Raw genomic sequence first — 26,173 nt, 5'->3', positions numbered from 1 at the left:
GTGAGGAAAACCGGTGTCGGCCGAAAGTGGAGATGCGTGGATGAACGGGCCCGGACACGACTCAGCCCTGGCACGACGGCTCGCCACGGCCGTACCGTCCCAGCACCGCAGGCTGGTGACCGAACTGGTACGCCAAGCCGTGACCGAGGCGATCGAGACGGCCCGGCCGGGCACGCCGGCCGCACTCGACGCGGCCATCCCCTTCGCCGCGCAGGGACTCGACTCGCTCGCCGCGGTCGACCTGCACCGGCGGCTCACCGAGCGCACCGGCCTGGAACTGCCGGTCGGCCTCGCCTACGACTGCCCGACCGTCCACGACCTGGCCGCCCGGCTGCTCGCCGAGGTCCACGGCCGGGAGGACACCCCCGGCGGACCCGCCGGTGACGTCACCGCCGACGAACCCATCGCCGTCGTCGGCATCGGCTGCCGCTTCCCCGGCGGCATCGCCTCGCCCGGCGACCTGTGGCGGCTGCTCACCGAGGGCGGCGAGGTCCTCTCCGGCTTCCCGCGCGACCGCGGCTGGGACCTGGACGCCCTCTACGACGAGGACCCCGAGGTGCCCGGCAGCACCTACGTCCGCAGCGGCGGATTCCTCGACACCGCCACCGAGTTCGACGCCGACTTCTTCGGCATCAGCCCACGCGAGGCCCTCGGCATGGACCCGCAGCAGCGGCTCGTCCTGGAGACCTCCTGGCAGGCACTGGAGGACGCCGGCATCGACCCCACGGCGCTGCGCGGCACCCCGGCCGGCATGTTCTTCGGCGCCGAGATCCAGGAGTACGGGCCGCGCCTGCACGACGCCCCGGACGGCCTCGACGCCTACCTGCTCGCCGGGAACGCCAACAGCGTCATCTCCGGCCGCGTCGCCTATGTGCTGGGCGCCGAGGGCCCCGCCGTCACCGTCGACACCGCCTGCTCCGGCTCCCTGGTCGCCGTCCACCTGGCGTGCCGATCGCTGCGGCAGGGCGAGTCCTCCCTCGCCCTCGCCGGCGGCGTGGCCGTCATGGGCGGCCCCGGCGTGTTCACCGCCTTCAGCCGGCAGCGGGGCCTCGCACCCGACGGGCGCTGCAAGGCGTTCGCCGCCGCCGCGGACGGCACCGGATTCGCAGAGGGCGTCGGCGTGCTCGTCCTGGAACGGCTCAGCGACGCCCGCCGCAACGGACACCGGGTACTGGCCCTGGTGCGCGGCTCGGCCGTCAACCAGGACGGCGCCTCCAACGGCCTGACCGCCCCCAACGGCACCGCCCAGCAGCGGCTGATCCACCGGGCCCTCGCCGACGCCGGTCTCACCGCCGCCGACGTGGACGTGGTCGAGGCCCACGGCACCGGCACCCGGCTCGGCGACCCCATCGAGGCCACCGCGCTGCTCGCCACCTACGGCCAGGGCCGCCCCGCCGGCACCCCGCTGCTGCTCGGCTCCGTCAAGTCCAACCTCGGGCACACCCAGGCCGCCGCCGGCGCGGCCGGGCTGATCAAGACCATCCTCGCCATGCGGCACGGGCGGATACCGGCGACCCTCCACGTCGACGCACCCACCCCGCACGTCAACTGGTCCTCCGGGGCCCTGGAACTCGTCACCGCGGAGCGGGCCTGGCCCGACACCGGCCGGGCCCGCCGGGCGGGCGTGTCGTCGTTCGGGGTCAGCGGCACCAACGCGCACGTCATCCTCGAACAGCCGGAACCCGGGCCCGAGGAGCCGGCCCCGGACGGCCGCCCGGCCCCGCCCGCCGGGACGCCGCTGCCGTTCGCCCTGTCCGCTCGGGGCGAGGCCGCCCTGCGAGCCCGCGCCGCCGACCTGCTGCCCCTGGTGGACGAGGCCGACCCGCTCGACCTCGCCCACGCGCTGGCCACCACCCGGGCCGCCCTGCCCGACCGGGCCGTCCTCGTCGCCGCCGACCGCGCCGAACTGCGCGCCGCCCTCCACGACCTGGCCTCCGGGACCACACCGCTCACCGCGCGCGCCGACGGCGAACTCGCCTTCCTGTTCACCGGGCAGGGCAGCCAGCGCCCCGGCATGGGTCGCGAACTCGCCGCCGCCCACCCCGTGTTCGCCGGCGCCCTGGACGAGGTCTGCGCCCACTTCGACCTCCAGCTCGCCCGGCCGCTGAAGGAGGTCCTGTTCGCCGGGCCCGGTACCCCGGAGGCCGAGCTGCTGCACCGTACCGAGTACGCGCAGCCCGCCCTGTTCGCCGTGGAAGTCGCCCTGTACCGGCTCCTGGAGAGCTGGGGCCTCACCCCGGACCAGCTCGCCGGGCACTCCGTCGGCGAGATCGCCGCCGCCCACGTGGCCGGGGTCCTCACCCTCCAGGACGCCACGATCCTGGTCGCAGCCCGCGGCCGGCTCATGCAGGCGCTGCCCGAGGGCGGCGCCATGGTCGCCGTACGCGCCCCCGAGGACGAGGTGGCACCGCTGCTCACCCCGCGCACCGGCATCGCCGCGGTCAACGGGCCCGCCGCCGTCGTGATCTCCGGCGACACGGCCGACGTGGAGCGGATCGCCGCCGAACTCGCCGCGCGCGGCCACGACACCAAGCGCCTGAGGGTCAGCCACGCCTTCCACTCGCCGCTGATGGAACCGATGCTGGCCGAGTTCCGCCGCATCGCGCACGTCCTGGACTACGCCGAGCCGGCGCTGCCCGTCGTCTCCACCGTCACCGGCGGCCCCGTCACCGCCGAGCTCAGCGACCCCGAGTACTGGGTGGAACACGTCCGCGCCCGCGTCCGCTTCCACGACGCCGTCGGGGCGCTCGCCGACGCAGGGGTCCGCACGTTCCTGGAGGTCGGCCCGGACGCGGTGCTGTCCGCCATGGGCCCGGACTGCACCGACGTACCCGGCACCGCCTTCCTGCCGGTGCTGCGGCGCGAGCGGCCAGAGGCCCGTGAGGCCGTCACCGCGCTCGCCACCGCCCATGCCCGGGGCGTCCCCGTCGACTGGCGGCGGCACTTCGCGGGCCCGGCCGGACGCCACGTCGACCTGCCCGGCTACCCCTTCCAGCGGCGCCGCTTCTGGCTGGAGCAGCGCCCCAGCACCGATGCGGCGGGCCTCGGCCAGCTCCCCGCCGGCCACCCGCTGCTCGCCGCCGTGGTCGCCGTCGGCGCCGAGGGCGTCGTCCTCACCGGCCGGCTGTCCACCCGGACCCAGCCGTGGCTCGCCGACCACGTCATCGCCGGCCGGGTGCTGTTCCCCGGCACCGCCTTCGTCGAACTCGCCCTGCGCGCCGGCGACCACGTCGGCGCCACCACGCTGGAGGAGCTGACCCTCGGCGTCCCGCTCGTGCTGCGCGCCGACGAGGACGTCGCCGTACAGGTCGCCGTCGGCGAACCCGACGACTCCGGACGCCGCGACGTCACCGTCCACACCCGCGCCGACGAGGCCGCACCGTGGACCCGGCACGCCGCCGGCGTCCTCACCACCGCCGCCCCGTCCGCTCCGGCCGGCCTGACCGACTGGCCGCCGCGTGACGCCCGGCCCCTCGACACCACGCGCGTCTACCCGGACCTCGCCGACCAGGGCTACGGCTACGGACCCGCCTTCCAGGGGCTGCGCGCCGCCTGGCGGCACGGCGACGACGTCTACGCCGAGGTCGCCCTGCCCGAGGACACCGCCGCCGACGCCGGCTCGTTCGGCCTGCACCCGGCGCTGCTCGACGCCGCGCTGCACGCCGCCGACCTCGACGCCCCGCTCCGCCCCGAGGTGCTGGTGCCGTTCGCCTGGACCGGCGTCACCCTGCACGCCACCGGCGCGCCCGCCCTCCGCGTGAAGATCACCCACACCGGCGGCGACACCCTCGCCCTGCACCTCGCCGACGCCACCGGCGCCCCGGTGGCCGTCGTCGAGGCCCTCACCTCCCGGCCCGTACCGGCCGGCGACGTCCTGTACGCCGTGCGGTGGTCGCCGCACCCCCGGCCGGCGACCACCGCGCCCCTGCGCACCGCCGTCCTCACGGACTCCGTCGAGGCGCTGCTCGACGGCCCCGCCCCGGACGCCGTCGTGCACCGCGTCCCCGGCCCGGCGGGCGCCGACGCCACCGAGGCACGCGCCCACGTCCACCACGTCCTGCGGCTGCTGCGCACCTGGCAGACGGACGAGCGCCTGGCCGCCACCCGGCTCGTCGTCGTCACCCGGCCCGCCTGCCCCGCCCACGCCGCCGTCCGCGGCCTGGTCCGCTCCGCCCAGGCCGAGAACCCCGGCCGCTACGTCCTCGTCGAGCACGACGCACTGCCCTCCGAGGCCGACCTGCGTCAGCTCCTCGCCACCGGCGAGCCCGAACTCGCCCTCGTCGACGGCGAGTTCCGCGTGCCCCGGCTGACCTCGCGGCCCCCCGGCGAAGAACCCGCCGCCGACTGGGGCACCGTCCTCGTCACCGGTGGCACCGGCGGCCTCGGGGCGCTCCTCGCCCGGCACCTGGTCCGCGCCCACGGCGTGCGCCGCCTGGTGCTCGCCGGCCGCCGCGGCACCGCCCCCGCCCTGCACGCCGAACTCACCGCCCTCGGCGCCGAGGTGACCACCACCGCCTGCGACGTGGGTGACCGAGAGGCGCTGCGCCACCTGCTGGAACAACACCCCGTCGACTCCGTCGTCCACGCGGCGGGCACCGTCCGCGACGGCATCGTGGACACCCTCACCGACGAGATGGTGGACGAGGTCTTCCACGCCAAGGCGCTGGGCGCCTGGCACCTGCACGAGCTGACCCGGGACCGCGACCTCGCCCACTTCGTGCTGTTCTCCTCCCTCGCCGCCGTCCTCGACGGCCCCGGCCAGGGCAACTACGCCGCCGCCAACGCCTACCTCGACGCCCTCGCCGAGCACCGCGCCACCCTCGGCCTGCCCGCCACCTCCCTCGCCTGGGGCCTGTGGGCCACCGACAGCGGCATGGGCGCCGCTCTGGACGACACCGCCCGGCAGCGCATCGCGGCCCACGGCATCCCCGGACTGTCCGCCGCGCGCTCCCTGGAGCTGTTCGACGCCGCCGTCCGCTCCCGCGACCCCCACCTGGTACCCGTGGAGATCGACGCGGCCGCCGTACGCCGCCGCCCCGACGGCGTACCGCCGCTGCTGAGCGCCCTCGTCCGCCCGGTCACCCGCCGGGCCACGGCGAACGCCGCCCCCACCCGGGCCGCGGACGGACAACTCGCCGCGCTGCCCGCCGCCGAACGCGACCGCGCCCTGCTCGACCTGGTGCGCACCGAGGTGGCGGCCGTGCTCCGGCACGACGGGCCGTCCGCCGTCGACCCCGGCCGGGCCTTCACCGACCTCGGCTTCGACTCGCTCGCCGCCGTCGAACTGCGCAACCGGCTGGGCGCCGCCACCGGGCTGCGGCTGCCCGCCACCCTCGTCTTCGACCATCCCACCTCCCGTGCCCTGGCCGGCCACATCCGCGACACCCTCTTCGGCACCGGCCCGCGGGACACCCCCGCCGTCCCGGCCCGCACCGCCCCCGACGACGACCCGATCGCCATCGTCGGCATGAGCTGCCGCTACCCCGGCGAGGTCCGCTCCGCGGAGGACCTGTGGCGGCTCGTCGCCGACGGCGCCGACGCGGTCGGCGGCTTCCCGGCGGACCGCGGCTGGGACACCGAGGCGCTCTACGACCCCGAACCGGGCACCCCCGGCCGCACCTACACCCGCGAAGGCGCCTTCCTGTACGACGCGGCCGAGTTCGACCCGGGCTTCTTCGGCATCAGCCCGCGCGAGGCCGTCGCCATGGACCCGCAGCAGCGGCTCCTGCTGGAGGTGTCGTGGGAGGCGCTGGAGCGCTCCGCCATCGACCCGCACCGCCTGCGCGGCTCCCGCACCGGCGTGTTCGCGGGCGTCATGTACCACGACTACGGCACCTGGCTCGCCGAGGTGCCCGACGACCTCGCCGCCTACCTCGGCAACGGCACCCTCGGCAGCGTCGTCTCCGGCCGGGTCGCCTACGCCCTCGGCCTGGAGGGGCCGGCCGTCACCGTCGACACCGCCTGCTCGTCCTCCCTGGTCACCCTGCACCTGGCGGCCCAGGCGCTGCGGCAGGGGGAGTGCGACCTCGCCCTGGCCGGCGGCGTCACCGTCATGTCGACGCCGGACACCTTCGTCGACTTCGCCCGGCAGCGCGGGCTGGCCGCCGACGGCCGCTGCAAGTCCTTCGCCGCCGCCGCCGACGGCACCGGCTGGGGGGAGGGCGCCGGCGTCCTCGTCGTCGAACGCCTCTCCGACGCGCGCCGCAACGGCCACCGGGTGCTGGCCCTGCTCCGCGGCTCGGCCGTCAACCAGGACGGCGCCTCCAACGGCCTGACCGCCCCCAACGGCCCCTCCCAGCAGCGCGTCATCCGCGCCGCCCTCGCCACCGCCGGGCTCACCCCGGCCGACGTGGACGCCGTCGAGGCGCACGGCACCGGCACCACCCTCGGCGACCCGATCGAGGCCCAGGCGCTGCTCGCCACCTACGGCCAGGACCGCGCCGAGCCGCTGTGGCTGGGCTCGGTGAAGTCCAACATGGGGCACACCCAGGCCGCCGCGGGTGTGGCCGGCGTCATCAAGATGGTCATGGCGATGCGCCACGGCGTCCTGCCCAAGACCCTGCACGTCGACGCGCCGTCCCACCAGGTCGACTGGAGCGCCGGCGCGGTGCGACTGCTCACCGAGCGACGCCCCTGGCCCGAGAGCGGCCGGGCCCGGCGGGCCGGTGTGTCCTCGTTCGGTATCAGCGGCACCAACGCCCACGTCATCCTGGAGGAGTTCACCGAGCCCGCACCTGCGCGGCCGGACCCCGCCACCGCCCCGCCGGTGCTCGCCCTCCCCCTCTCCGCCCGCTCGCCCGAGGCCCTGCGCGGCCAGGCCCGGCGCCTGCTGGAGCTGACCGGCACCGCCTGCGCCGATCTCGGCCTGGCCCTGGCCACCACCCGCGGCACCCACCCCCACCGCGCCGTGCTCCTCGCGGCCGGTGACGACCAGGCCGCCGCGGCGCTGGCCGCCCTGGCCCAGGGCACCGACGCCCCCGGGCTCCTCGTCACCGGCTCCGCCACCGACGGCACCCTCGCCTACCTGTTCTCCGGCCAGGGCGCCCAGCGCCCCGGGATGGGCCGCGACTGGTACGACGCCTTCCCCGTCTACGCCGAGCACTTCGACCGCGCCGCCGCGCTCTTCGACAAGCACCTCGAACGGCCCCTCGCCGAGGTCGTCCTCGGTGGCGACGCCGAGACCCTGGAGCAGACCGCCTACACCCAGGCCGCCCTGTTCACCACCCAGGTCGCCCTCTACCGGCTGCTGGAGTCCTTCGGGCTGCGCCCCGACTCGCTGGCCGGGCACTCCGTCGGCGAGTTCGCCGCCGCCCACGTCGCCGGCGTCTGGTCGCTCCAGGACGCCGTCACCGCGGTCGCCGCCCGGGGCCGGCTCATGCAGGCCCTGCCGGAGGGCGGCGCGATGGTCGCCGTGCAGGCGTCGCAGGAGGAGGTCGCCGCGCTGCTGGACGGCGAGCGCTGCGGGATCGCCGCCGTCAACGGTCCCCGCGCCGTGGTCGTCTCCGGCGACGAGGACGCCGTCACCGAGGTCGCCGCGCACTTCACGGGCGCCCGCAGGCTGCGCGTCTCGCACGCCTTCCACTCGCCCCGCATGGACCCCATGCTGGCCGCGTTCCGGGAGGTCATGGCCGGCCTCCGGGCGGCCGAGCCGGCCACGCTCCTCGTCTCCACCCTCACCGGCGCCCCGGCCACCGCCGCCGAACTCGGCTCCGCCGACTACTGGGTACGGCATGTGCGGCAGACGGTGCGCTTCGCCGACGCGGTCGCGACCCTGGCCGCGCAGGGCGCCGGCACCTTCCTCGAACTCGGCGCCGCGCCCGTGCTCACCGCGCTGGGCCCCGACTGCCTGCCGGACACCCAGGACACCGAGGACACCGCGTCCGCCGAGGCCCCCGCCTTCGTCCCCACGGCCCGCAAGGACACCGCCCAGCTGCCCGGCCTGCTCGCCGCCCTGGCCACCGTCCACGCCCGGGGCTTCGACGTCGACTGGGCGGTGCTGTACGAGGGCTACGCGGGACGCCGGGTCGACCTGCCCACCTACGCCTTCGAGCACCGCAGGTACTGGCTCCCCACGCCCGCCGTCGCCGTCGGCGACGCCGCCGGACACGGACTCGCCGCCGCCGGCCACCCGCTGGTCAGCGCCCGCCTGGATCTGCCCGGCGGCGCCGGTGTGCTGCTCACCGGCCGGATCTCCACCGCCACCCACCCGGTCCTCGCCGAACACGCGGTGCTCGGCACGGTCCTGGTGCCCGGCGCCGCACTCGTCGACCTGGCACTGCACGCCGGACGCCTCACCGGCCGCCCCGTCCTCCAGGAGCTGACCCTCCAGGCCCCGCTGGCGCTGCCCGCGGGCAGCGCCGTACACCTCCAGGTCGCCGCCGGCGCCGACGGCACGGTCGAGATCCACTCGCGCGCCGAGAACGCCCCCGCCGACGACGGCTGGACACGGCACGCCACCGGCACCCTCACCGGACCCGGACCCGGACCCGCCGCCCCGGCCCCGGCCGCCTCCGGCGCCTGGCCGCCGCCCGGCGCCGCCCCGCTCGATGTCACCGGCCTCTACGCGCGCCTACACACCGAGGGTTACGACTACGGCCCCGTCTTCCGCGGCGTCCGGGCCGCCTGGCGGGACGGCGACACCCTCCTCGCCGAGCTCGAACTGCCCGCACCCGCACGTCAGGACGCCGCCCGGCACGCCCTGCATCCCGCGCTGCTGGACTGCGCCCTGCACGTCACGTCCCTCCTGGACAGCGGGGCGGCGCCCGCCGAACCGTCCGACAGCATCGCCCTGCCCTTCGCCTGGACGGGCGTCACCCTGCACGCCCAGGCGTCCCTCACCGCCCGCGTCCGCGTCACCCCGGGCCCCGAAGGCACCCGCCTCGAACTGGCGGACACCGACGGCCGGCCCCTCGCCACCGTGGACTCGTACGTCACCCGGCCGGTCACCGCGGACCGGCTCACCCCGGAGCGGCGCCGCCATCTGTACACCGTCACCGACACGCCGCTGCCCGCGGCCGCCGGCCGCCCCGACCGCCGCAGCTGGGCCGTCCTCGGCGACGACGACCTGGGCCTCGGCGTCCCGGTGCACGCCGACCTGGACGCCCTCGGCGCCACCGTGCCCGACGTGGTGATCCTGCCGGTCACCGTCCCGCCCGCCGACGGCTCACACCTGCCCGGCGCCGTGCGCACCGCCCTCGGCCGCGCCCTGGACCCCCTGAAGGCCTGGACGGCCGACGACCGGTACGCCGGCTCGGTGCTCGTGGTCCTCACCGGCGGCACCCTCGCCGACACCGCGGTGCACGGACTGGTCCGGGCCGCGCAGGCCGAGGATCCCGGCCGGATCCTCCTCGTCGCACGGGCCGCGCCCGACGCACCCGTACCCGACCGTGCCGCGCTGGCCGCGCTCCTCGACTCACGGGAGCCGGAGGTCCACTGGCGCGACGGCCGCGCCCACGCCCCCCGCCTGGTCCGCGCCGAGGCATCCCCGGGCACGGACCGCCCGTGGGGCACCGTCCTCGTCACCGGCGGCACCGGCGGGCTCGGCGCCCTGGTCGCCCGCCACCTGGCCGCCCGGCACGGCGTCACCCGCCTGCTGCTGACCAGCCGTCGCGGCCCCGGAGCGCCCGGCGCCGCCGCACTGCGCGCCGGCCTGGCGGACCTGGGCGCCGAGGCCGACATCGTCGCCTGCGACGTGTCCGACCGTGCCGCGCTCGCCGCGCTGCTCGCCGCGCACCCCGTCGACAGCGTCGTCCACACCGCCGGCGTCCTCGACGACGGCCTGGTCACCTCGCTCACCCCGGCCCGGCTGGACACCGTCCTGCGGCCCAAGGCGGACGCCGCCTGGCACCTGCACGAGCTCACCCGGGACCGGGACCTCGCGCACTTCGTGCTGTTCTCCTCGGCCGCCGGCACCCTCGACGCCTCCGGCCAGGGCAACTACGCCGCCGCCAACGTCTTCCTCGACGCGCTGGCCGCCCACCGGGCCGCCCTCGGCCTGCCCGCCACCTCCCTGGCCTGGGGCCTGTGGTCCGGCGGCGGCATGGGCGCCGCACTCGACACGGCCGAGATCCAGCGCATCGAACGCACCGGCATCGGCGCGCTCGACCCGGACGAGGCCCTGGAGCTGTTCGACGCCGCCGTGGCCTGCGGCAGCCCCGCACTGGTCCCCGTACGGCTGGACACCGCCGCCCTGCGCCGGCGCGGCGGCGACGTGCCGGCCGTGCTGCGCACCCTGGCCGGCGTCACCGCCCGCCCGGACCACGGCGACCACGCCCGCACCCTCGGCGAGCAACTGGCCGCACTGCCCGTCGCCGACCACGAACACACCGTCCTGGAAGCGGTCCGCACCGAGGCCGCCGCCGTCCTCGGGCACGCCGGAGCGGCCGCCGTCGAACCGCGCCGCGCCTTCACCGAGCTGGGCTTCGACTCGCTCGCCGCCGTGGAACTGCGCAACCGGCTCAACACGGTCAGCGGTCTGCGCCTGCCGTCCACGCTCATCTTCGACTACGCCACCCCGGTCGCGCTCGCAGGCCATCTCCTCGAACGGCTGCGACCGGAACCCGAGCCCGTCGCGGCCGCGTCCGGCGGCGACGACGAACTGCGCGCCGTCCTCGCCCGCATCCCCGTCGCCCGCATCCGGGAAGCCGGCCTGCTCGACGGCCTGCTGAAGCTGTCCGAGCCCGACGCGGACCCGGCACCCGCCGACCGGGCCCTGGACATCAAGTCCATGGCGGTGGCCGACCTGGTACGCGCCGCGCTCGACCGCAGCGGCAGATGACCCCATCCGGCACCGGACGACGCGCCGCGTCCGGCACCGGGCCACCCCCACCCGGCGCACCCTCCACCGCGTCACCAGCGCCGCCGAGCCAGCAGGGAGCGACACCGACCGTGGACACATCCGTCGAGCAGATCGTCGAGGCGCTGCGCGAGTCATTGCTCGAGAACGAGCGGCTGCGCCAGCACAACGACCAGGTCACCGAGGCGGCGCGGGAGCCCGTCGCGATCGTCGCCATGAGCTGCCGCTACCCCGGTGGCGTCAGCACGCCCGAGCAGCTGTGGCAGCTGGTCGACACCGGCACGGACGCCGTGGGCGACTTCCCCGCCGATCGCGGCTGGGACGTCGACGGCATCTACGACCCCGACCCCGACGCCCCCGGCCGCACCCACGTCCGCGAAGGCGGGTTCCTGTACGACGCCACCGAGTTCGACCCCGGCTTCTTCGGCATCAGCCCGCGCGAGGCCCTCGCCATGGACCCGCAGCAGCGGCTGCTGCTGGAGACCGCCTGGGAGGCGTTCGAACGCGCCGGCATCGACCCGCACACCCTCAAGGGCAGCCGCACCGGCGTCTACGCGGGCGTCATGTACCACGACTACGGCAGCTGGCTGACCGAGGTCCCCGAGGGCGTCGAGGGCTACCTCGGGAACGGCAACCTGGGCAGTGTCGCCTCCGGCCGCGTCTCCTACATCCTCGGCCTGGAGGGGCCCGCCGTCACCGTCGACACCGCCTGCTCCTCCTCGCTCGTCGCCCTCCACCTCGCCGTGCAGGCCCTGCGCACCGGCGAGTGCGGCCTGGCCCTCGCCGGCGGTGTGACGGTGATGTCCACGCCCGACACCTTCATCGACTTCTCCCGCCAGCGCGGCCTCGCCCTGGACGGCCGCTGCAAGTCCTTCGCCCAGGGCGCGGACGGCACCGGCTGGGGCGAGGGCGCCGGCCTGCTCCTGCTGGAACGGCTCAGCGACGCCCGGCGCAACGGCCACCCCGTGCTGGCCGTGGTGCGCGGCTCGGCCGTCAACCAGGACGGCGCCTCCAACGGCCTGACCGCCCCGAACGGCCCCTCCCAGCAGCGCGTCATCCGCGCCGCCCTCGCCAGCGCCGGGCTGGAACCCCGCCAGGTGCACGCCGTCGAGGCCCACGGCACCGGCACCCCGCTCGGCGACCCGATCGAGGCACAGGCCCTCCTCGCCACCTACGGCCAGGACCGTACCGAGCCGCTGTGGCTGGGCTCGGTGAAGTCCAACATCGGGCACACCCAGGCCGCCGCCGGCGTCGCGGGCGTCATCAAGATGGTGCTCGCCCTGCGGCACGGCCGGCTGCCCAGGACCCTGCACGCCGAACAGCCCACCTCCCAGGTCGACTGGGGGGCCGGCGCCGTCGAACTCCTCACCGAGGCCCGCGACTGGCCCGCCGACGGCGAGCCCCGCCGCGCCGCCGTCTCCTCCTTCGGCATCAGCGGCACCAACGCCCACGTCATCGTGGAGGCCGCCCCCGAGACCGAGCCCCGCACCACGGAGCCCTCCTGGACCGGCCCGCTCCCGCTCGTGCTGTCCGGCAACGGCACCCAGGGCCTCGCCGCCCAGGCCCGCCGCCTCCTCGACCACCTCACCACCGGCGCCGGCCCCCTCCCCGACATCGCCCACACGCTCGCCACCGGACGCGCCGCACTGGCCGAACGGGCCGTCGTCACCGGCACCGGCCTGCCCGCGCTCACCGCGGGCCTCACCGCCCTCGCCGAAGGCGACGACACCGCGCCGAACGTGGTGCGCGGCCGGCCGGCCGGCCGGTCCCGCATCGCCTTCGTCTTTCCCGGCCAGGGCTCCCAGTGGCCCGGCATGGCCGCCGACCTGCTCGACACCTCACCGGTGTTCACCGCGCGCATGGCCGACTGCGCCGCGGCCCTCGCGCCCGTCACCGACTGGGACCTCATCGAGACCGTACGGGCGCGGCAGCCGCTGGAGCGGGTGGACGTCGTCCAGCCCGTGCTGTGGGCGATCATGGTGTCGCTCGCCGAGGTGTGGCGCGCGCACGGGGTCCGGCCCGCCGCCGTCATCGGCCACTCCCAGGGCGAGATCGCCGCCGCCTGCGTGGCCGGCGCCCTCTCCCTCGCCGACGGCGCCCGCGTCGTGGCCCTGCGCAGCCAGGCCATCGCCCGGGAACTCTCCGGCCGCGGCGGCATGATGTCGGTGGCCCTGCCCGAGACCCGGGTGCGCGACCTCGTCGCCCGCTACGAGGGCCGGATCTCGGTGGCCGCCGTCAACGGTGCCGCCTCGGTGGTGCTGTCCGGCGACGCCGACGCCCTGGACGAACTCCGCGAGACGATCGTGGCCGATGGCGACCGCGCCAAGCGGCTCCCGGTGGACTACGCCTCGCACAGCGCCCACGTGGAGTCGATCCGGGAGCGGCTGCTCGCCGACCTGGCGGACGTCCGGGCCCGGTCCGCCGAGGTGCCGTTCTACTCCACCGTCACCGGCGCCCGGCTCGACACCACCGCCCTGGACGCCGGCTACTGGTACACCAACCTGCGGCAGAGCGTGCTGTTCGAACCGACCACGCGGAGCCTGCTGGACGCCGGGTACGGCGTGTTCGTCGAGTGCAGCCCGCACCCCGTGCTGCTGCACAGCATGGAGGAGACCGCTGACGCCGCCGGCGCCGACATCACCGGCCTGGGCTCCCTGCACCGCGACGACGGCGGCCCCGAGCGCCTGCTGACCGCGCTCGGCGAAGCCTTCGTCACCGGCGTCCCCGTGGACTGGGCGCCCGTCTTCGGCGACCTGCCCCTGCGCGCCGCCGACCTGCCCACCTACGCCTTCCAGCGCGAGCGGTACTGGCTCGGCCGGTCCGCCACCACCGGTGACGTCACCGCCGCCGGCCTGGAGACCACCGGCCACCCGCTGCTGGGCGCCGCCGTCCCGGTCGCCGAGGGCGGCACCGTGTTCACCGGCCGTCTCTCCACCGCCACCGCGCCCTGGCTGGCCGACCACGCCGTGTCCGGCGCCCCCCTGCTGCCCGGCACCGCCCTGGTGGAGCTGGCGCTCGGCGCCGGCCACGACCTCGGCTGCGCACACCTCGCCGAACTCACCCTCCAGGCACCGCTGACCCTGCCCGGCCGGGGCGCGATCCAGCTCCAGCTGCACGTGGCCGCCCCCGATGACACCGGACACAGCGCGCTGAGCGTCCACTCCCGCCCCGAGGGCGCCGACGACACCGCCTGGACCCGGCACGCCACCGGCCTGCTCGCCCCGCGGACCACCGCGCCCGCCTTCGACCTCACCGCCTGGCCGCCCGCGGGCGCGGAGCCGGTACCGGCCGAGGACGCCTACGACCGCCTGGCCGGCCTCGGCTACGACTACGGGCCCGCCTTCCAGGGGCTGCGCGCGGTCTGGCGGCGCGGCGACGAGACCTTCGCCGAGGTCGAACTGCCCGTGGACGCCGACGGCTTCGCCCTGCACCCGGCCCTGTTCGACGCCGCCCTGCACGCCGACGGCCTCGTCACGGACGGCCAGGACACCGCCCGGCTGCCCTTCTCCTGGTCCGGGGTCTCGCTGTACGCGGCCGGTGCCACCGCCCTGCGGGTGCGGCTGCACGGCGGCGAGACGCTGTCCCTCCAGCTGGCCGACCCCACGGGCGCCCCGGTCGCCGAGGTGGAGGCCCTGGTCTCCCGCCCCGTCGACCCGGCCGCGCTCACCTCCGCGGCCCGCGTGGACGACCTCTACCGCCTGGACTGGCCCGCCCTGCCCGTGCCCGCCACGCCCGCACCGGAGTACGCCGTACTGGACGGAGGGGGCCCGGCCGCACTGGACCCCGTGCCCGACTGGGCGGTGCTGACGGCCGGCGGCCACGACGACCCGGTCACCGGCGCCCACCGGGCCACCGAGCGGGTGCTGGCCGCCGTACAGGACTGGCTCGCGGACGAACGCACCGCCTCCGCACGCCTGGTGGTGCTCACCCGGGGAGCCGTGGCCGTGGGGGAGGAGGACGTCACCGATCTGGCGGGCGCCGCCGTATGGGGCCTGGTGCGGGCCGCGCAGGGCGAGCACCCCGGACGGTTCGTGCTGGTGGACGGCGGTGACGCCGCCGCCGCCGTGGCCGCCGCGGCGGCCGGCGGCGAACCCCAGCTCGCCCTGCGCGACGGCACCGCGCACGTCCCCCGGCTCGCCCGCACCGCACCGCCGGGCCGGGTCCCGCGGCTCGACCCCGAGGGCACCGTACTCGTCACCGGCGGCACCGGCGTCCTCGGTGCCGTGGTCGCCCGGCACCTGGTCGCCGAGCACGGCGTGCGCCGCCTGGTGCTGGCCGGGCGCAGCGGCACCGCCGCCGACGACTTCGCCGGCCTGGACGCGGAGATCGTCGTCACCCGCTGCGACGCGGCCGACCGCGGCCAGCTCGCCGCCCTCATCGCCGGGATACCGCCCGAGCGCCCGCTGACCGCGGTCGTCCACCTCGCCGGCGTCCTCGACGACGGCGTGCTGACCGACCAGACGCCCGACCGCCTGGACGCCGTGCTGCGGCCCAAGGCCGACGCCGCCTGGCATCTGCACGAGCTGACGCGCGACCTCGGTCTCGCCGCGTTCGTCCTGTTCTCCTCCGCCGCCGGCACGGTCGACGGCGCGGGCCAGTCCGGCTACGCCGCCGCCAACGCCTTCCTCGACGCGCTGGCCGCCCACCGCAGGCACCACGGCCTGCCCGCGCACTCGCTGGCCTGGGGCCTGTGGGAGCAGCGCACCGGGCTGACCGCCCACCTCACCGACGCCGACGTGGCCCGCATGGCCCGCGCGGGCGTGCGCGCCCTGTCCACCGAGGCGGGCCTGCGCCTGCTCGACGCCGCCCTGGCCGCCGACGAGCCGCTGCTGCTCCCGATCGGCCTGGACCTCGCCGTCCTGCGCCGCGCCCCGGACGTCCCGGCCGTGCTGCGCGCCCTGGTGCCCGCCCGAGCTCGCCGTACCGCGGCCTCCCGCACGGACTCCGCGTCGTTCGCCGACCGGCTCGCCGCCCTGGGCCCCGCCGAACGCGACGCGGCCCTCATGGAGCTGGTCCGTACCCACGTCGCCGCCGTGCTCGGCCACGGCGGCGACATGACGCTCGACCCGCGCCGCTCCTTCCGCGAGGTGGGCTTCGACTCGCTGACCGCCGTGGAACTGCGCAACCGCCTCGGCACCGCCGTCGGTCTGCGCCTGCCCGCCACCCTGGTCTTCGACCATCCCGACGCGGGCGCGCTCGTGGGACACCTGAGGACGGAACTGTTCGGCGCGCAGGCCGAGACCGCCACCGAAGTCCCCGTGCGGGAACGGGAAGCGGACGAGCCGGTCGCCATCGTCGCCATGGCCTGCCGCTACCCCGGAGGCGTCAGCACCCCCGAGGAGCTGTGGCGGCTGCTGGCCGACGGCGGCGACGGCATCGGCGCCTTCCCCGCCGACCGCGGCTGGGACCTGGACGGCCTGTACGACCCGGAGCCCGGCAGGTCCGGCCACTCCTCCACCCGGTCGGGCGGATTCCTGTACGACGCCGCCGACTTCGACCCGGACTTCTTCGGCATCGGCCCGCGCGAGGCCCTGGCCATGGACCCGCAGCAGCGGCTGCTGCTGGAGACGTCCTGGGAGGCGCTGGAGCGGGCCGGCATCGACCCGCACTCCGTGCGCGGCAGCCGTACCGGCGTGTTCGCGGGCGTGATGTACCACGACTACGGCAGCCGACTGCACCGCGTCCCCGAGTCCGTGCGCGACCACCTCGGCAACGGCAGCCTCGGCAGTGTGGCCTCCGGCCGGGTCGCCTACACCCTCGGTCTGGAGGGCCCGACGCTCACGGTCGACACGGCGTGCTCGTCGTCGCTGGTGGCGCTGCACCTGGCCGCGCAGGCGCTGCGGCAGGGCGAGTGCACGCTGGCGCTGGCCGGCGGGGTGTCCGTGATGTCGACCGTCGACACGTTCGTGGACTTCAGCAGGCAGCGCAACCTCGCCGCCGACGGCCACGCCAAGTCCTTCGCCGACGCGGCGGACGGCACGGCCCTGTCCGAGGGCGCCGGCATGCTCGTCCTGGAGCGGTTGTCGGACGCGCGGCGCCATGGTCACGAGGTGCTGGCGGTGGTGCGGGGTTCGGCGGTGAACCAGGACGGTGCGTCGAACGGTCTGACGGCGCCGAACGGTCCGTCGCAGCAGCGGGTGATCCGGCAGGCGCTGGCGTCGGCCCGGTTGTCGGCCGCGGACGTGGACGTGGTGGAGGCGCACGGGACGGGGACGACGCTGGGTGATCCGATCGAGGCGCAGGCACTGCTGGCTACCTATGGTCAGGACCGGCCCGCGGAGCGGCCGTTGTGGCTGGGTTCGGTGAAGTCGAACATCGGGCACACGCAGGCGGCGGCGGGTGTGGCGGGTGTCATCAAGATGGTGATGGCGATGCGTCACGGGGTGCTGCCCAGGACGCTGCACGTGGACCGGCCGTCCACGAAGGTCGACTGGGAGGCCGGGCAGGTACGGCTGCTGACGGAGGAGCGGGAGTGGCCGGCGGGGGACCGTCCGCGCCGGGCGGGTGTCTCCTCCTTCGGCATCAGCGGCACCAACGTGCACACGATCATCGAGGAGGCACCGGCCGAGCAGCCCGCCCCGGACCCGGCGCCCGCTCCGGCCCCGCTGCTGCCCCTCGTGATCTCCGGCGCCACCCCCGAGGCGCTGGCCGCCCAGGCGGCCCGGCTGCGCGCGGTCGCCGACCGGCCGCTGCCCGACCTCGCCCGCTCCCTGGCCACGGACCGTGCCGCCCTCACCCACCGGGCCGCCGTCGTCGCCCGCGACCGGGACGAACTCCTCGCCGCGCTCACCGCGCTGGCCGACGGCACCGCCACGGACAGCGTGGTCCGCGGCCGGCCCGGCACCGGCGGGACAGCCTTCCTCTTCACCGGGCAGGGCGCCCAGCGACCGGGCATGGGCCGCGGCCTGTACGCCGCCCACCCCGTCTTCCGGCAGGCGCTGGACGAGGCCTGCGAGGCACTCGACGCCCACCTCGACCGCCCGCTGCGGGACGTGATGTGGGCCGATCCCGGCACCGAGGCGGCCGGCCTGCTCGACCACACCCTTTACACGCAGAGCGCCCTGTTCGCCGTCGGGACCGCCCTGTACAGGCTGCTGGAGTCCCACGGCGTACGGGCCGAGAGGCTGGCCGGCCACTCCATCGGCGAACTGACCGCCGCGCACGCCGCCGGGGTCTGGGACCTGGCGGACGCCGCCCGGCTGGTCACCGCGCGCGGCCGGCTGATGCAGGCTCTGCCCGCCGGAGGCGCGATGCTCGCCGTCGACGCCACCGAGGCGGAGGTGCTGCCCCACCTCGGCCCCGAGGTGTCCCTCGCCGCCGTCAACGGGCCGCGCGCCGTCGTCGTCTCCGGCACCGAGGCCGCCGTGGACGCGGTCGCCGCGGCCTTCGCCGGCCGCCGCACCAAGCGGCTGCGGGTCAGCCACGCCTTCCACTCCCCGCTGATGGACCCGATGCTGGCGGAGTTCGAGAAGACCGCCCGCGAGCTGCGGTACGCCCCGCCCGCCCGCCCCGTCGTCTCCAACGTGACCGGAGCGCACGCCGGCGAGGAGGAGCTGTGCGACCCCGCCTACTGGGTCCGCCACGTCCGCGAGGCGGTCCGCTTCGGCGACGGCGTCCGCGCGCTGGAGGCCGACGGCGTGCGCACCTTCGTCGAACTCGGCCCCGACGCCGTCCTGTCGGCCATGGCCGCGCACGCCGTGACCGACGCCGAACGGTCGGCCTTCGTCCCGGCACTGCGCCGCGACCGCGACGAGGAACAGACCTTCGCGGCCCTGCTCGGCACCGCCCACGTGCGCGGTGTGCCCGTCGACTGGCGGCGGGTGTTCGCCGGCACCGGCGCCCGCCGCACCGACCTGCCGACCTACGCCTTCCAGCGCCGGCGGCTGTGGCTGGACGACGAGGCCGGCGCGGTCGCCGGCGCGAGCGGCCTCGGGCAGGTCCCGGCCGGGCACCCGATGCTCGGCGCGGCCCTGGAACTGGCCGGTGACGACCGGGTGGCCCTGACCGGCCGCCTCTCCGTGTCCACCCACCCCTGGCTCGCCGACCACGCCGTGGCGGGCGTCGTCCTCGTCCCGGGCAGCGCCCTCGTGGAACTGGCCGTCCAGGCCGGCGACCGCACCCACTGCCCGCTCGTGGAGGAACTCACCCTGGAACGCCCCCTGGTCCTGCCCGAGCACGGCGCCGTCCACCTCCAGGTGGCCGCCGCGGCCCCGGACGCCGACGGCCGCCGGCGCCTCACCGTGCACGCCCGCCCGGAGGGCGCGGACGGCGCGTGGACCCGGCACGCCACCGGCGTCCTCGCCCCGCGCACCCAGCCCGAACCGGCCCCCGTGACCGACTGGCCGCCCTCCGGAGCCGTCCCCGTCGACGTCACCGGCACCTACGACCACCTGGCCGAACAGGGCTACGCCTACGGCCCGTCGTTCCGCTGCCTGCGCGGTGCGTGGCGGCTCGGCGAGGAGGTCTGGGCCGAACTCGCCCTGCCGGACGCCGACGCGGCCGGCGGGTTCGCCCTGCACCCGGCGCTGCTCGATTCCACGCTGCACGCCATCGACCTGCTCGACGGCCAGGACCCGACCGTGCTGACCCTGCCCTTCTCCTGGGAGGGGGTCAGCCTGTACGCGACCGGCGCCACGGCCGTGCGGCTGCGCCTCACCCCGCACGGCACCGACCACATGACCCTGCGCCTGTACGACGGCGCGGGCGCACCCGTGGCCGAGGTGGCCTCGCTGCGCATCCGCCGGGTGACCGCCGGACAGCTGGCCGCGGCCGCACCGGAGCCCGGCGACCTGTTCCGGGTGCGCTGGACCGAACTGCCGGTCACCGCCGACGGATCCGCGCCCGCACCCCGCACCCTCACCGTGGCCACCGACCCCGGCGAGGCACCGCCCGAGGCGGCCCGCGAGACCGCCCTACAGGCTCTCGCCGCGCTGCGGGGCCACCTCGCCGACGCACCGGACGACGCACCGCTGGTGGTGCTGACCCGGTCCGCCGTCGCCGTCCGCGCCGATGGCGCGCCCGACCCGGCGCAGGCCGTGATCTGGGGCATGGTGCGGGCGGCGGCGGTCGAGCACCCCGGCCGGTTCGTGCTCGCCGACACCGACGGCGACCCCGCCTCGGCCGCCGCCCTACCGGCCGCCGTCGCCACCGGCGCACCCGAACTGGCCCTGCGCCGCGGCACGGTGTACGTGCCGGAGCTGGCACCGGTCACCGACACGGAGCCGGGCCGGGCGCCCGTCCTGGACCCGGCGGGAACCGTCCTCGTCACCGGCGGCACCGGCAGCCTCGGCCGGCTGCTGGCCCGGCACCTGGTCACCCGGCACGGCGTACGCCATCTGCTGCTGGCCGGCCGCAGCGGGCGGCTTCCCGAGCCCGGCGCCCTGGACGAACTGGCCGCCCTGGGCGCCACGGTGACCGTGGCCGCCTGCGACGTCACCGACCGCACCGCGCTCGGCGCCCTGCTGGCGTCGGTGCCGGCGGAGCATCCGCTGACCGCCGTGGTGCACGCCGCGGGCGTCCTGGACGACGGACTGCTCACCGACCTCACCCCCGAGCGGCTGGCCGCCGTGCTGCGGCCCAAGGCCGACGCCGCCTGGCATCTGCACGAGCTGACGCGCGACCTCGGTCTCGCCGCGTTCGTCCTGTTCTCCTCCGCCGCCGGCACCCTGGGCGCGGCGGGCCAGGCCAACTACGCCGCGGCGAACGCCTTCCTGGACGCCCTGGCCGCGCGGCGCCGCGCGGAGGGGCTGCCGGCGCTCTCGCTGGGCTGGGGACTGTGGGACACAGGGCAGGGCATGGCGGCCGGGCTCGGCGAGACCGAGTTGCGCCGGCTGGCCCGCGACGGCATCCTGCCGCTGCCCGCCGACCGGGCGCTGGCCCTGTTCGACCGCGCACTGACCGCCGGGGGCTCCCCGGCCGCCGACCGGGCCCTGCTGCTGCCGGTCCGGGTGCAGGTCACCGAGGACGCCCCCGCTCTGGTCCGGGGCCTCGCACCCGCGGCCGGACGGCGCACCGCCCGGGCCGCGGCCACCGCCGCGCCCGCGTCCGCCGAGCCGCTGCCGCGGCGGCTGGCCGGGCTGGGCACCGCCGACGCCCTGCGCCTGCTCTTGGAGACGGTGTGCGCACACGTCGCCGATGTCCTCGGACACGGCTCCGGCAGCGCCGTCGATCCCCAGCGCCCCCTGGGGGATCTGGGCGTGGACTCGCTGGCCGCCCTGGAGCTGCGCAACCGGCTCGGCGCCGACACCGGCCTGCGGCTGTCCACCACGCTCACCTTCGACCACCCGACCTCCGACGCCCTGGCCCGGCACCTCTTGGCGGAGCTGGGCGGCGACACCTCCGCCGGACCGGTCGACATCGAGGCCGAAGTGATGCGCCTGGAGGCGGCGCTGGGCGCGGCGCTGGACTCGGCCGCGCTGGACGAGGAGCAGCGGGCCCGGGTGGCCGCCCGGCTGCGCACCCTCAGCGCGCGGTGGGACGGCACCGGGGAGGCGCCGGAGGGCGGGACCGGGCAGAGGGACGGGACGGGCCTGGAGACGGCCACGGCCGACGAGCTCTTCGGCATCCTGGACGACGAACTGGGGAGCTTCAACTGACCGTACGGGAGGCGGGACGCGGCCGCACCGGTGACACCACCGGCGCGGCCGCGCTCCGTTCCGTTCTTCCCTGCCCCCGGAAGGGGCGGCGCCGGGCCCGCTCAGCCCGCGGAGGAGTTGGTGCAGGACCAGCGGTCCGACAGCTTGGGAATGCGGTGCTCCAGCATCTTCGACGGCAGCTCCGAACGGCTGGCCACGTTCAGCTTGCGGTACACCCGGGTGAGGTGCTGCTCCACCGTGCTGATCGTGACGTGCAGGCGGGCACTGATCTCTCGGTTGGTGTAGCCGAGCGCGGCCAGCCCGGCGACCCGGCACTCGGCGTCGCTGAGGATCGCGGGGCCGCCCTCGGACTCGGCGGCCTCGGGCCGTGCCGGATCCTCCAGCAGGTGGGCGTCGACCGGCGACTCGATGCGGCAGGTCTCGGCCTCCCGGGCCGCCTGCCGCGCCACCAGCCGGGCCCGGGCGTACTCACCCAGCTCGTAGTGGGCCGCGGACAGATCGGCGTACGCCTGGGACAGCGCGTAGCGGTCGCCGCACGCCTTGAGCAGATCGATCGACTCGCGCAGCAGCGAGCCCCTGCGATGCGGCTTGCAGGTCGCGGCCAGCAGGCGCAGCGCCATGGCCCGGGCGCGGGAACTGTGGCCGCCGGGCAGCCGCAGCTGCTCCTCGGCCCATTCCCGGGCCGTGCGGGCCTTGCCGATCCGCAGGTTGGCCAGGGCCAGGTCGGACCGCCACGGAATGCCCTTCTGAAGATTGGGGTTGCCCTCGCGCAGCAGCCGCCCGCAGGTCTCGAAGTCGCCCAGTGCCGCGAAGGGCCGGCCGGTGGCGAGATGGTGGTGACCGCGGGCACGCAGGTACTGGATGCCGAACACGGTGCGGTACATGGGTTCCGGCACATCGAGCCGGAGGAGTTCCTCGGCCTCGGCGTAGGAGCCCATGGCGGTGTGCGCGGAGATCGCCGTCGCCAGCGGGAGGCCGATGAGCACCCCCCAGCTCGGGGCGGCCAGGTTGCCGAGCGCGGCGAGCGCGCCCCGCGATGCGGCGGTCACGTCCCCCTGGAGAAGGGCGATCTCCGCCCGGATGGAACCGAGCAGGGCCTGCCAGGTCGTCGCCCGGCGCTCCAGGGCGCACTCCAGCAGCGCGTCGCAGGCCTCGGCGGCGATCGCGGGACGGTCCGCGTGGGCGATCGCCAGCAGGGACATCGCGACCAGCTCGAGGTTCAGATGGTCCAGCCGGTGCCCCTGGAGGGCCTGGGCGACGGCAGCCGCGGACTCGTCGGTGGCCTCGCCGCCGACGAGCGCGGCTACCCGCGAGGCCAGAGTGCCGGAGTGCGAGCGCGCCTGCCGGGGGTGCGGGTCGAGGCCGGTGACCGGGGCGCCCCTGCCGGGGAGCGCGACGCCGTAGAACCACTGCCGGACGAATTCCACCTCGGCGACGATCTGGGCGTCGGCGGGCGACTGGGCGTTGACGAGTGTGGCCACGGCCCGGGCGGCCAGCTCGGTGTCGCCCCGCCACAGCAGGTACCGCAGGACGGTGGCGGTGTCCCGCATGCTCAGCTCGCCGTCCAGCGCGGCCTCGCGCAGCGGTTCCAGATGCGGGCCGGCCGCGGCCGGGTTGGTGCGCCACTCCGCGCGCGCCACGGCCACCGACAGCGCGTGGCGCTCCTGCTCGTCGGCGCACTCGCGCAGGACCAGACCCAGGTAAGCGGTGCAGCGCTCCACGTCGTCGGCGGCCAGCGCCTGTTCCGCGGCGGCGCGCAGGACGGCCGCGCCCCATGGAGCCGGGACGGTGTCCGCGGCGTACAGATGACGTGCCACCTCGACGGCGGGGGCGCCGGAACGATACAGCAGGTGGGCTATCCGGCCGTGCAGTCCGGCCCGGGCGGCGGCGTCCATGTCCTCCAGGACGGCCGCGGCGGCGGTCGGGTGCCGGAAGGCGTGACCGTCCAGCAGACCGGAGGAGTTGAGGATGTCCACGGCTTCCTGGGTGCCGGCGGGTGTGGTGCCGGCCAGCTCGCCGACGGGGACCGTCTCGGCCAGGGTGCCGAGCGCGGCCAGGGCCCGGGCCACCCGTACCTGGCACGCTTCGCCGCGGTGCAGCAGCGACAGCACGGCCTGGCGGTAGGCGGCGCCGGCGATGGGCCGGTCGATCTCGGGGCCGAAGCGGGTGCTGTCGTCCAGCAGGGCGTGCACGAGCAACGGGCTGCCGGCGGTGGCCCGGTGGTAGGCGGTGCGCACGTGTCCCGGCAGCGGCCGTCCGGCCTGGGCGGCGAGCAGTTCGCCGACGCCGGCCTCCGACAGCGGGGCCAGCCGCACCCGGCGGTGCGGCTGGCGGAGGAGCTCGGTGTGGGCGGCCGAGCGGATCTCGCCGAAATGACCGGAGGTGGCGCACACCACGAGCACCCGCCGGGAGCGGCTGCGGCGCAGCAGGTGGACGACGGTCTGGAGCGAGGCCTGGTCCATGGTGTGGGCGTCGTCCAGGCCGATGACCAGGGGGTGTCCGTCCGGGACGAGATGCAGCAGCGCTTCGGCCGCCTCGTGTGCGGCGGGGGTGGGCAGGGCCTGCGGTTCGGGGGGCCAGGGACGGCGGTTTTCCGCCGGGGAGTTCACCGCCGAGGACGCGTGGTGTGATGCCGAGAACGCGTGGTGTGATATCGCGCACTCGGCCTCCGCGTTGCCCAGTAATTGCCCGACCAGGCTCATCGGCTGTTCTCGTTCCCCCGAAGAGGCCGTACCCGTCAGTATGCACGCGCCGGTGCCGTTCAGGGTGGTGAGGAATTCATGCATGAGCTGGGTCTTGCCGGATCCGGGACCGCCTGTGATGATCACGAGCCGGCCGTTTCCCCGCGTGCTGTCGGTGAACGCCTCGGACAGGGCGTGAAGTTCTCTCGAACGACCGAAAAGGTGCATCGTGGGTCCCCCCATGGTTTCTTTCCCCGAGCCGGAACGTGCGCCGTTTCCCCCGCGCGGGCGCGGCGCCGCACAACGCCGCGGGGCGAGTGTGCGAGGACGGCGGCGCCGCGGCAAAGGCGGCGCGCCGCACCGGTCCGGTCCCTGGCGGACGGCTCCTGACCGGCGGCGGAGCGTACGCGCGCCGGCCGGAGTGATCCGTGCCCCCGTCGCGCGAGAGGCGTCGCATCCTCTGGTCTCCCGTTTATGCCGCGTACCGCGGGCGGACCCCAATGCCGCGTCGCATTGTCGTGCCGATGCTTACCGGCGGTACGGCCGCGAAGCGGCCGGAATCCACGGACCGAACGGTTTCGGCCAATTAGTGGCCGAAACCGATTCGGTTGTCCGCAGCTTTGCTGGTCGAGTTCCGAATTAAAGATTAGGTGCTTATAGCAGGTAGAAACCGTATCCGTCTATGTCAACGTTGTCAACCATCATCCGATAGGGGTCGACTGCGGTCAGCGAGGGGCAACTTCGGTCCCGTCCATGCCCCTTGCCTACTGTCTCCACCGTCCGTCGAGACGTCTATTCACAGACCGTTGAATTACCGGCTGGTTAAAGAAAGGAACCGGGCATCGTCCGCAGTGAGATCGGTCATGCGAAAGGCCGTCCCGCGCCCTTTCGGGCACCCCGTGTCCGGGAACCGGGCAACGGGACAGCGGCTCCCGGAGGTGGAGAGGCGGGGCGTGGTCACCTGCTCGCGGGCCCGACGGTCGCCCTGGGGGCGAGGACGGTGCGGTCGAACGGGCCGCCGTGCGAGGCGGCGTACGCGACGGCGTCGTTGACGGCATCGAGGCCGTACGACCGGACGTGTTCGGGAGCGAGGTCCAGCGCGCCCGAGGCGAGGAGCCGGATGATGCCGGCGTTCGCTGTGCGCGGGTACATCCACTGTCCGCGCACGGTGACCGAGTTGCGCATGATCCACGGGTACGGAAGAGCGAGGGCGTCACCACCGAGCATGCCGACGCCACCCATGAGGACGACACGACCGTACTCGCGCACGGTCATGGCCGCGACACGCACGGCGGACGCGGGTGCGCTCGGCGGGAGCAGATCGATCACCATGTCGATCGGGCCGTCGCCCGCCGCGGACATCGCCGCCCGGTCGACGGCCTCGTCCCCGGTCAGCGGCACCGGGCGCACACGCGGGCCGAACCGGTCGGCGAGAAGGCCGAGCGCTGCCCGGTTGCGGCCCGGCGCGACCACGCGGCCCGCCCCCATCGCGAGCGCGACAGCGACCGCACTGCTGCCGAGGTTGCCGGTGGCCCCGCTGACGAGCAGCGTCTCACCAGCCGCGAGCCCGCCTGCCAGCAGCCCGCCGTAAGGGATGGTGTGCACACTGAGCGCCGCCCAGCGGGCCGGGTCGTTCCCCGCGGCGGCCGGCAGCGGAAAGACGTTCTCCGTCGGGACCCGCATGAGTTCGGCGAACGCCCCGTCGTGCAGGTACCGGGCCAGCCGCGCGCCGCCCTCGCCGCGGGAGCTCCAGCCCTGGAGCGTGATGTCGGGCGTCAGGGCGTCGTCCCGCGAGCGCACCGTGCAGTCGCACCACACCATGTCCCCGGCGCGCAGCCGGGTGGCGTCCGGACCGACGTGGACGATCCGTCCCACGCCGCCGATCCCGGGTACGACGGGAGGGACGAGGGGGTAGTTCCGTTCGCCGCCGAAGACCTCGGCCGCGTACGGGGGCACGCAGGTGGCCAGTACCTCGACCACCACCTCACCGCCGCCGGCCTCGGGGTCGGGCATCTCCCGCACCGTGAGCGGGGCGCCGAACCGCGTCAGTACTGCTGCTCGCATGCGATGACCTCCATGTTCGTCCGGTTCCGTCGGCATCG

At 76.1% G+C, this 26,173-nt stretch carries 4 protein-coding genes; 2 read left to right on the top strand and 2 right to left on the bottom strand.

Annotated elements, in window-relative coordinates; all coding sequences use genetic code 11:
• Nucleotides 1-40 precede the first annotated feature (40 nt).
• Both ACGFT1_RS02045 and ACGFT1_RS02040 read left to right on the top strand, forming a co-directional pair.
• Nucleotides 41-10,777, top strand: a complete 10,737-nt coding sequence (locus ACGFT1_RS02045; RefSeq protein ID WP_373907081.1) for an SDR family NAD(P)-dependent oxidoreductase — start codon at nucleotides 41-43, stop codon at nucleotides 10,775-10,777.
• 110 nt (nucleotides 10,778-10,887) lie between these two features.
• Nucleotides 10,888-21,390, top strand: coding sequence for an SDR family NAD(P)-dependent oxidoreductase (locus tag ACGFT1_RS02040; RefSeq protein ID WP_373907080.1), 10,503 nt, complete (start codon nucleotides 10,888-10,890; stop codon nucleotides 21,388-21,390).
• Between the two features lie 101 nt (nucleotides 21,391-21,491).
• Here the strand turns inward: ACGFT1_RS02040 and ACGFT1_RS02035 are convergent, their stop codons facing one another.
• On the bottom strand, nucleotides 21,492-24,299 hold the full coding sequence (locus tag ACGFT1_RS02035; protein ID WP_373907642.1) for an AAA family ATPase: 2,808 nt from the start codon (nucleotides 24,297-24,299) through the stop codon (nucleotides 21,492-21,494).
• A gap of 729 nt (nucleotides 24,300-25,028) precedes the next feature.
• Nucleotides 25,029-26,135: an alcohol dehydrogenase catalytic domain-containing protein gene (locus tag ACGFT1_RS02030; protein WP_373907079.1), complete on the bottom strand. Its 1,107-nt coding sequence runs from the start codon at nucleotides 26,133-26,135 to the stop codon at nucleotides 25,029-25,031.
• Nucleotides 26,136-26,173 lie beyond the last annotated feature (38 nt).

This window comes from Streptomyces sp. Y20 (assembly GCF_043195475.1).
Taxonomy (GTDB): Bacteria; Actinomycetota; Actinomycetes; order Streptomycetales; family Streptomycetaceae; genus Streptomyces.
This window is presented reverse-complemented; position numbering and strand designations above follow the sequence as displayed.

Coding starts and splice junctions, on each gene's coding strand:
- ACGFT1_RS02045 (WP_373907081.1), top strand. CDS start 41: ATGAACGGGCCCGGACACGACTCAGCCCTGGCACGACGGCTCGCCACG.
- ACGFT1_RS02035 (WP_373907642.1), bottom strand. CDS start 24,299: ATGCACCTTTTCGGTCGTTCGAGAGAACTTCACGCCCTGTCCGAGGCG.
- ACGFT1_RS02030 (WP_373907079.1), bottom strand. CDS start 26,135: ATGCGAGCAGCAGTACTGACGCGGTTCGGCGCCCCGCTCACGGTGCGG.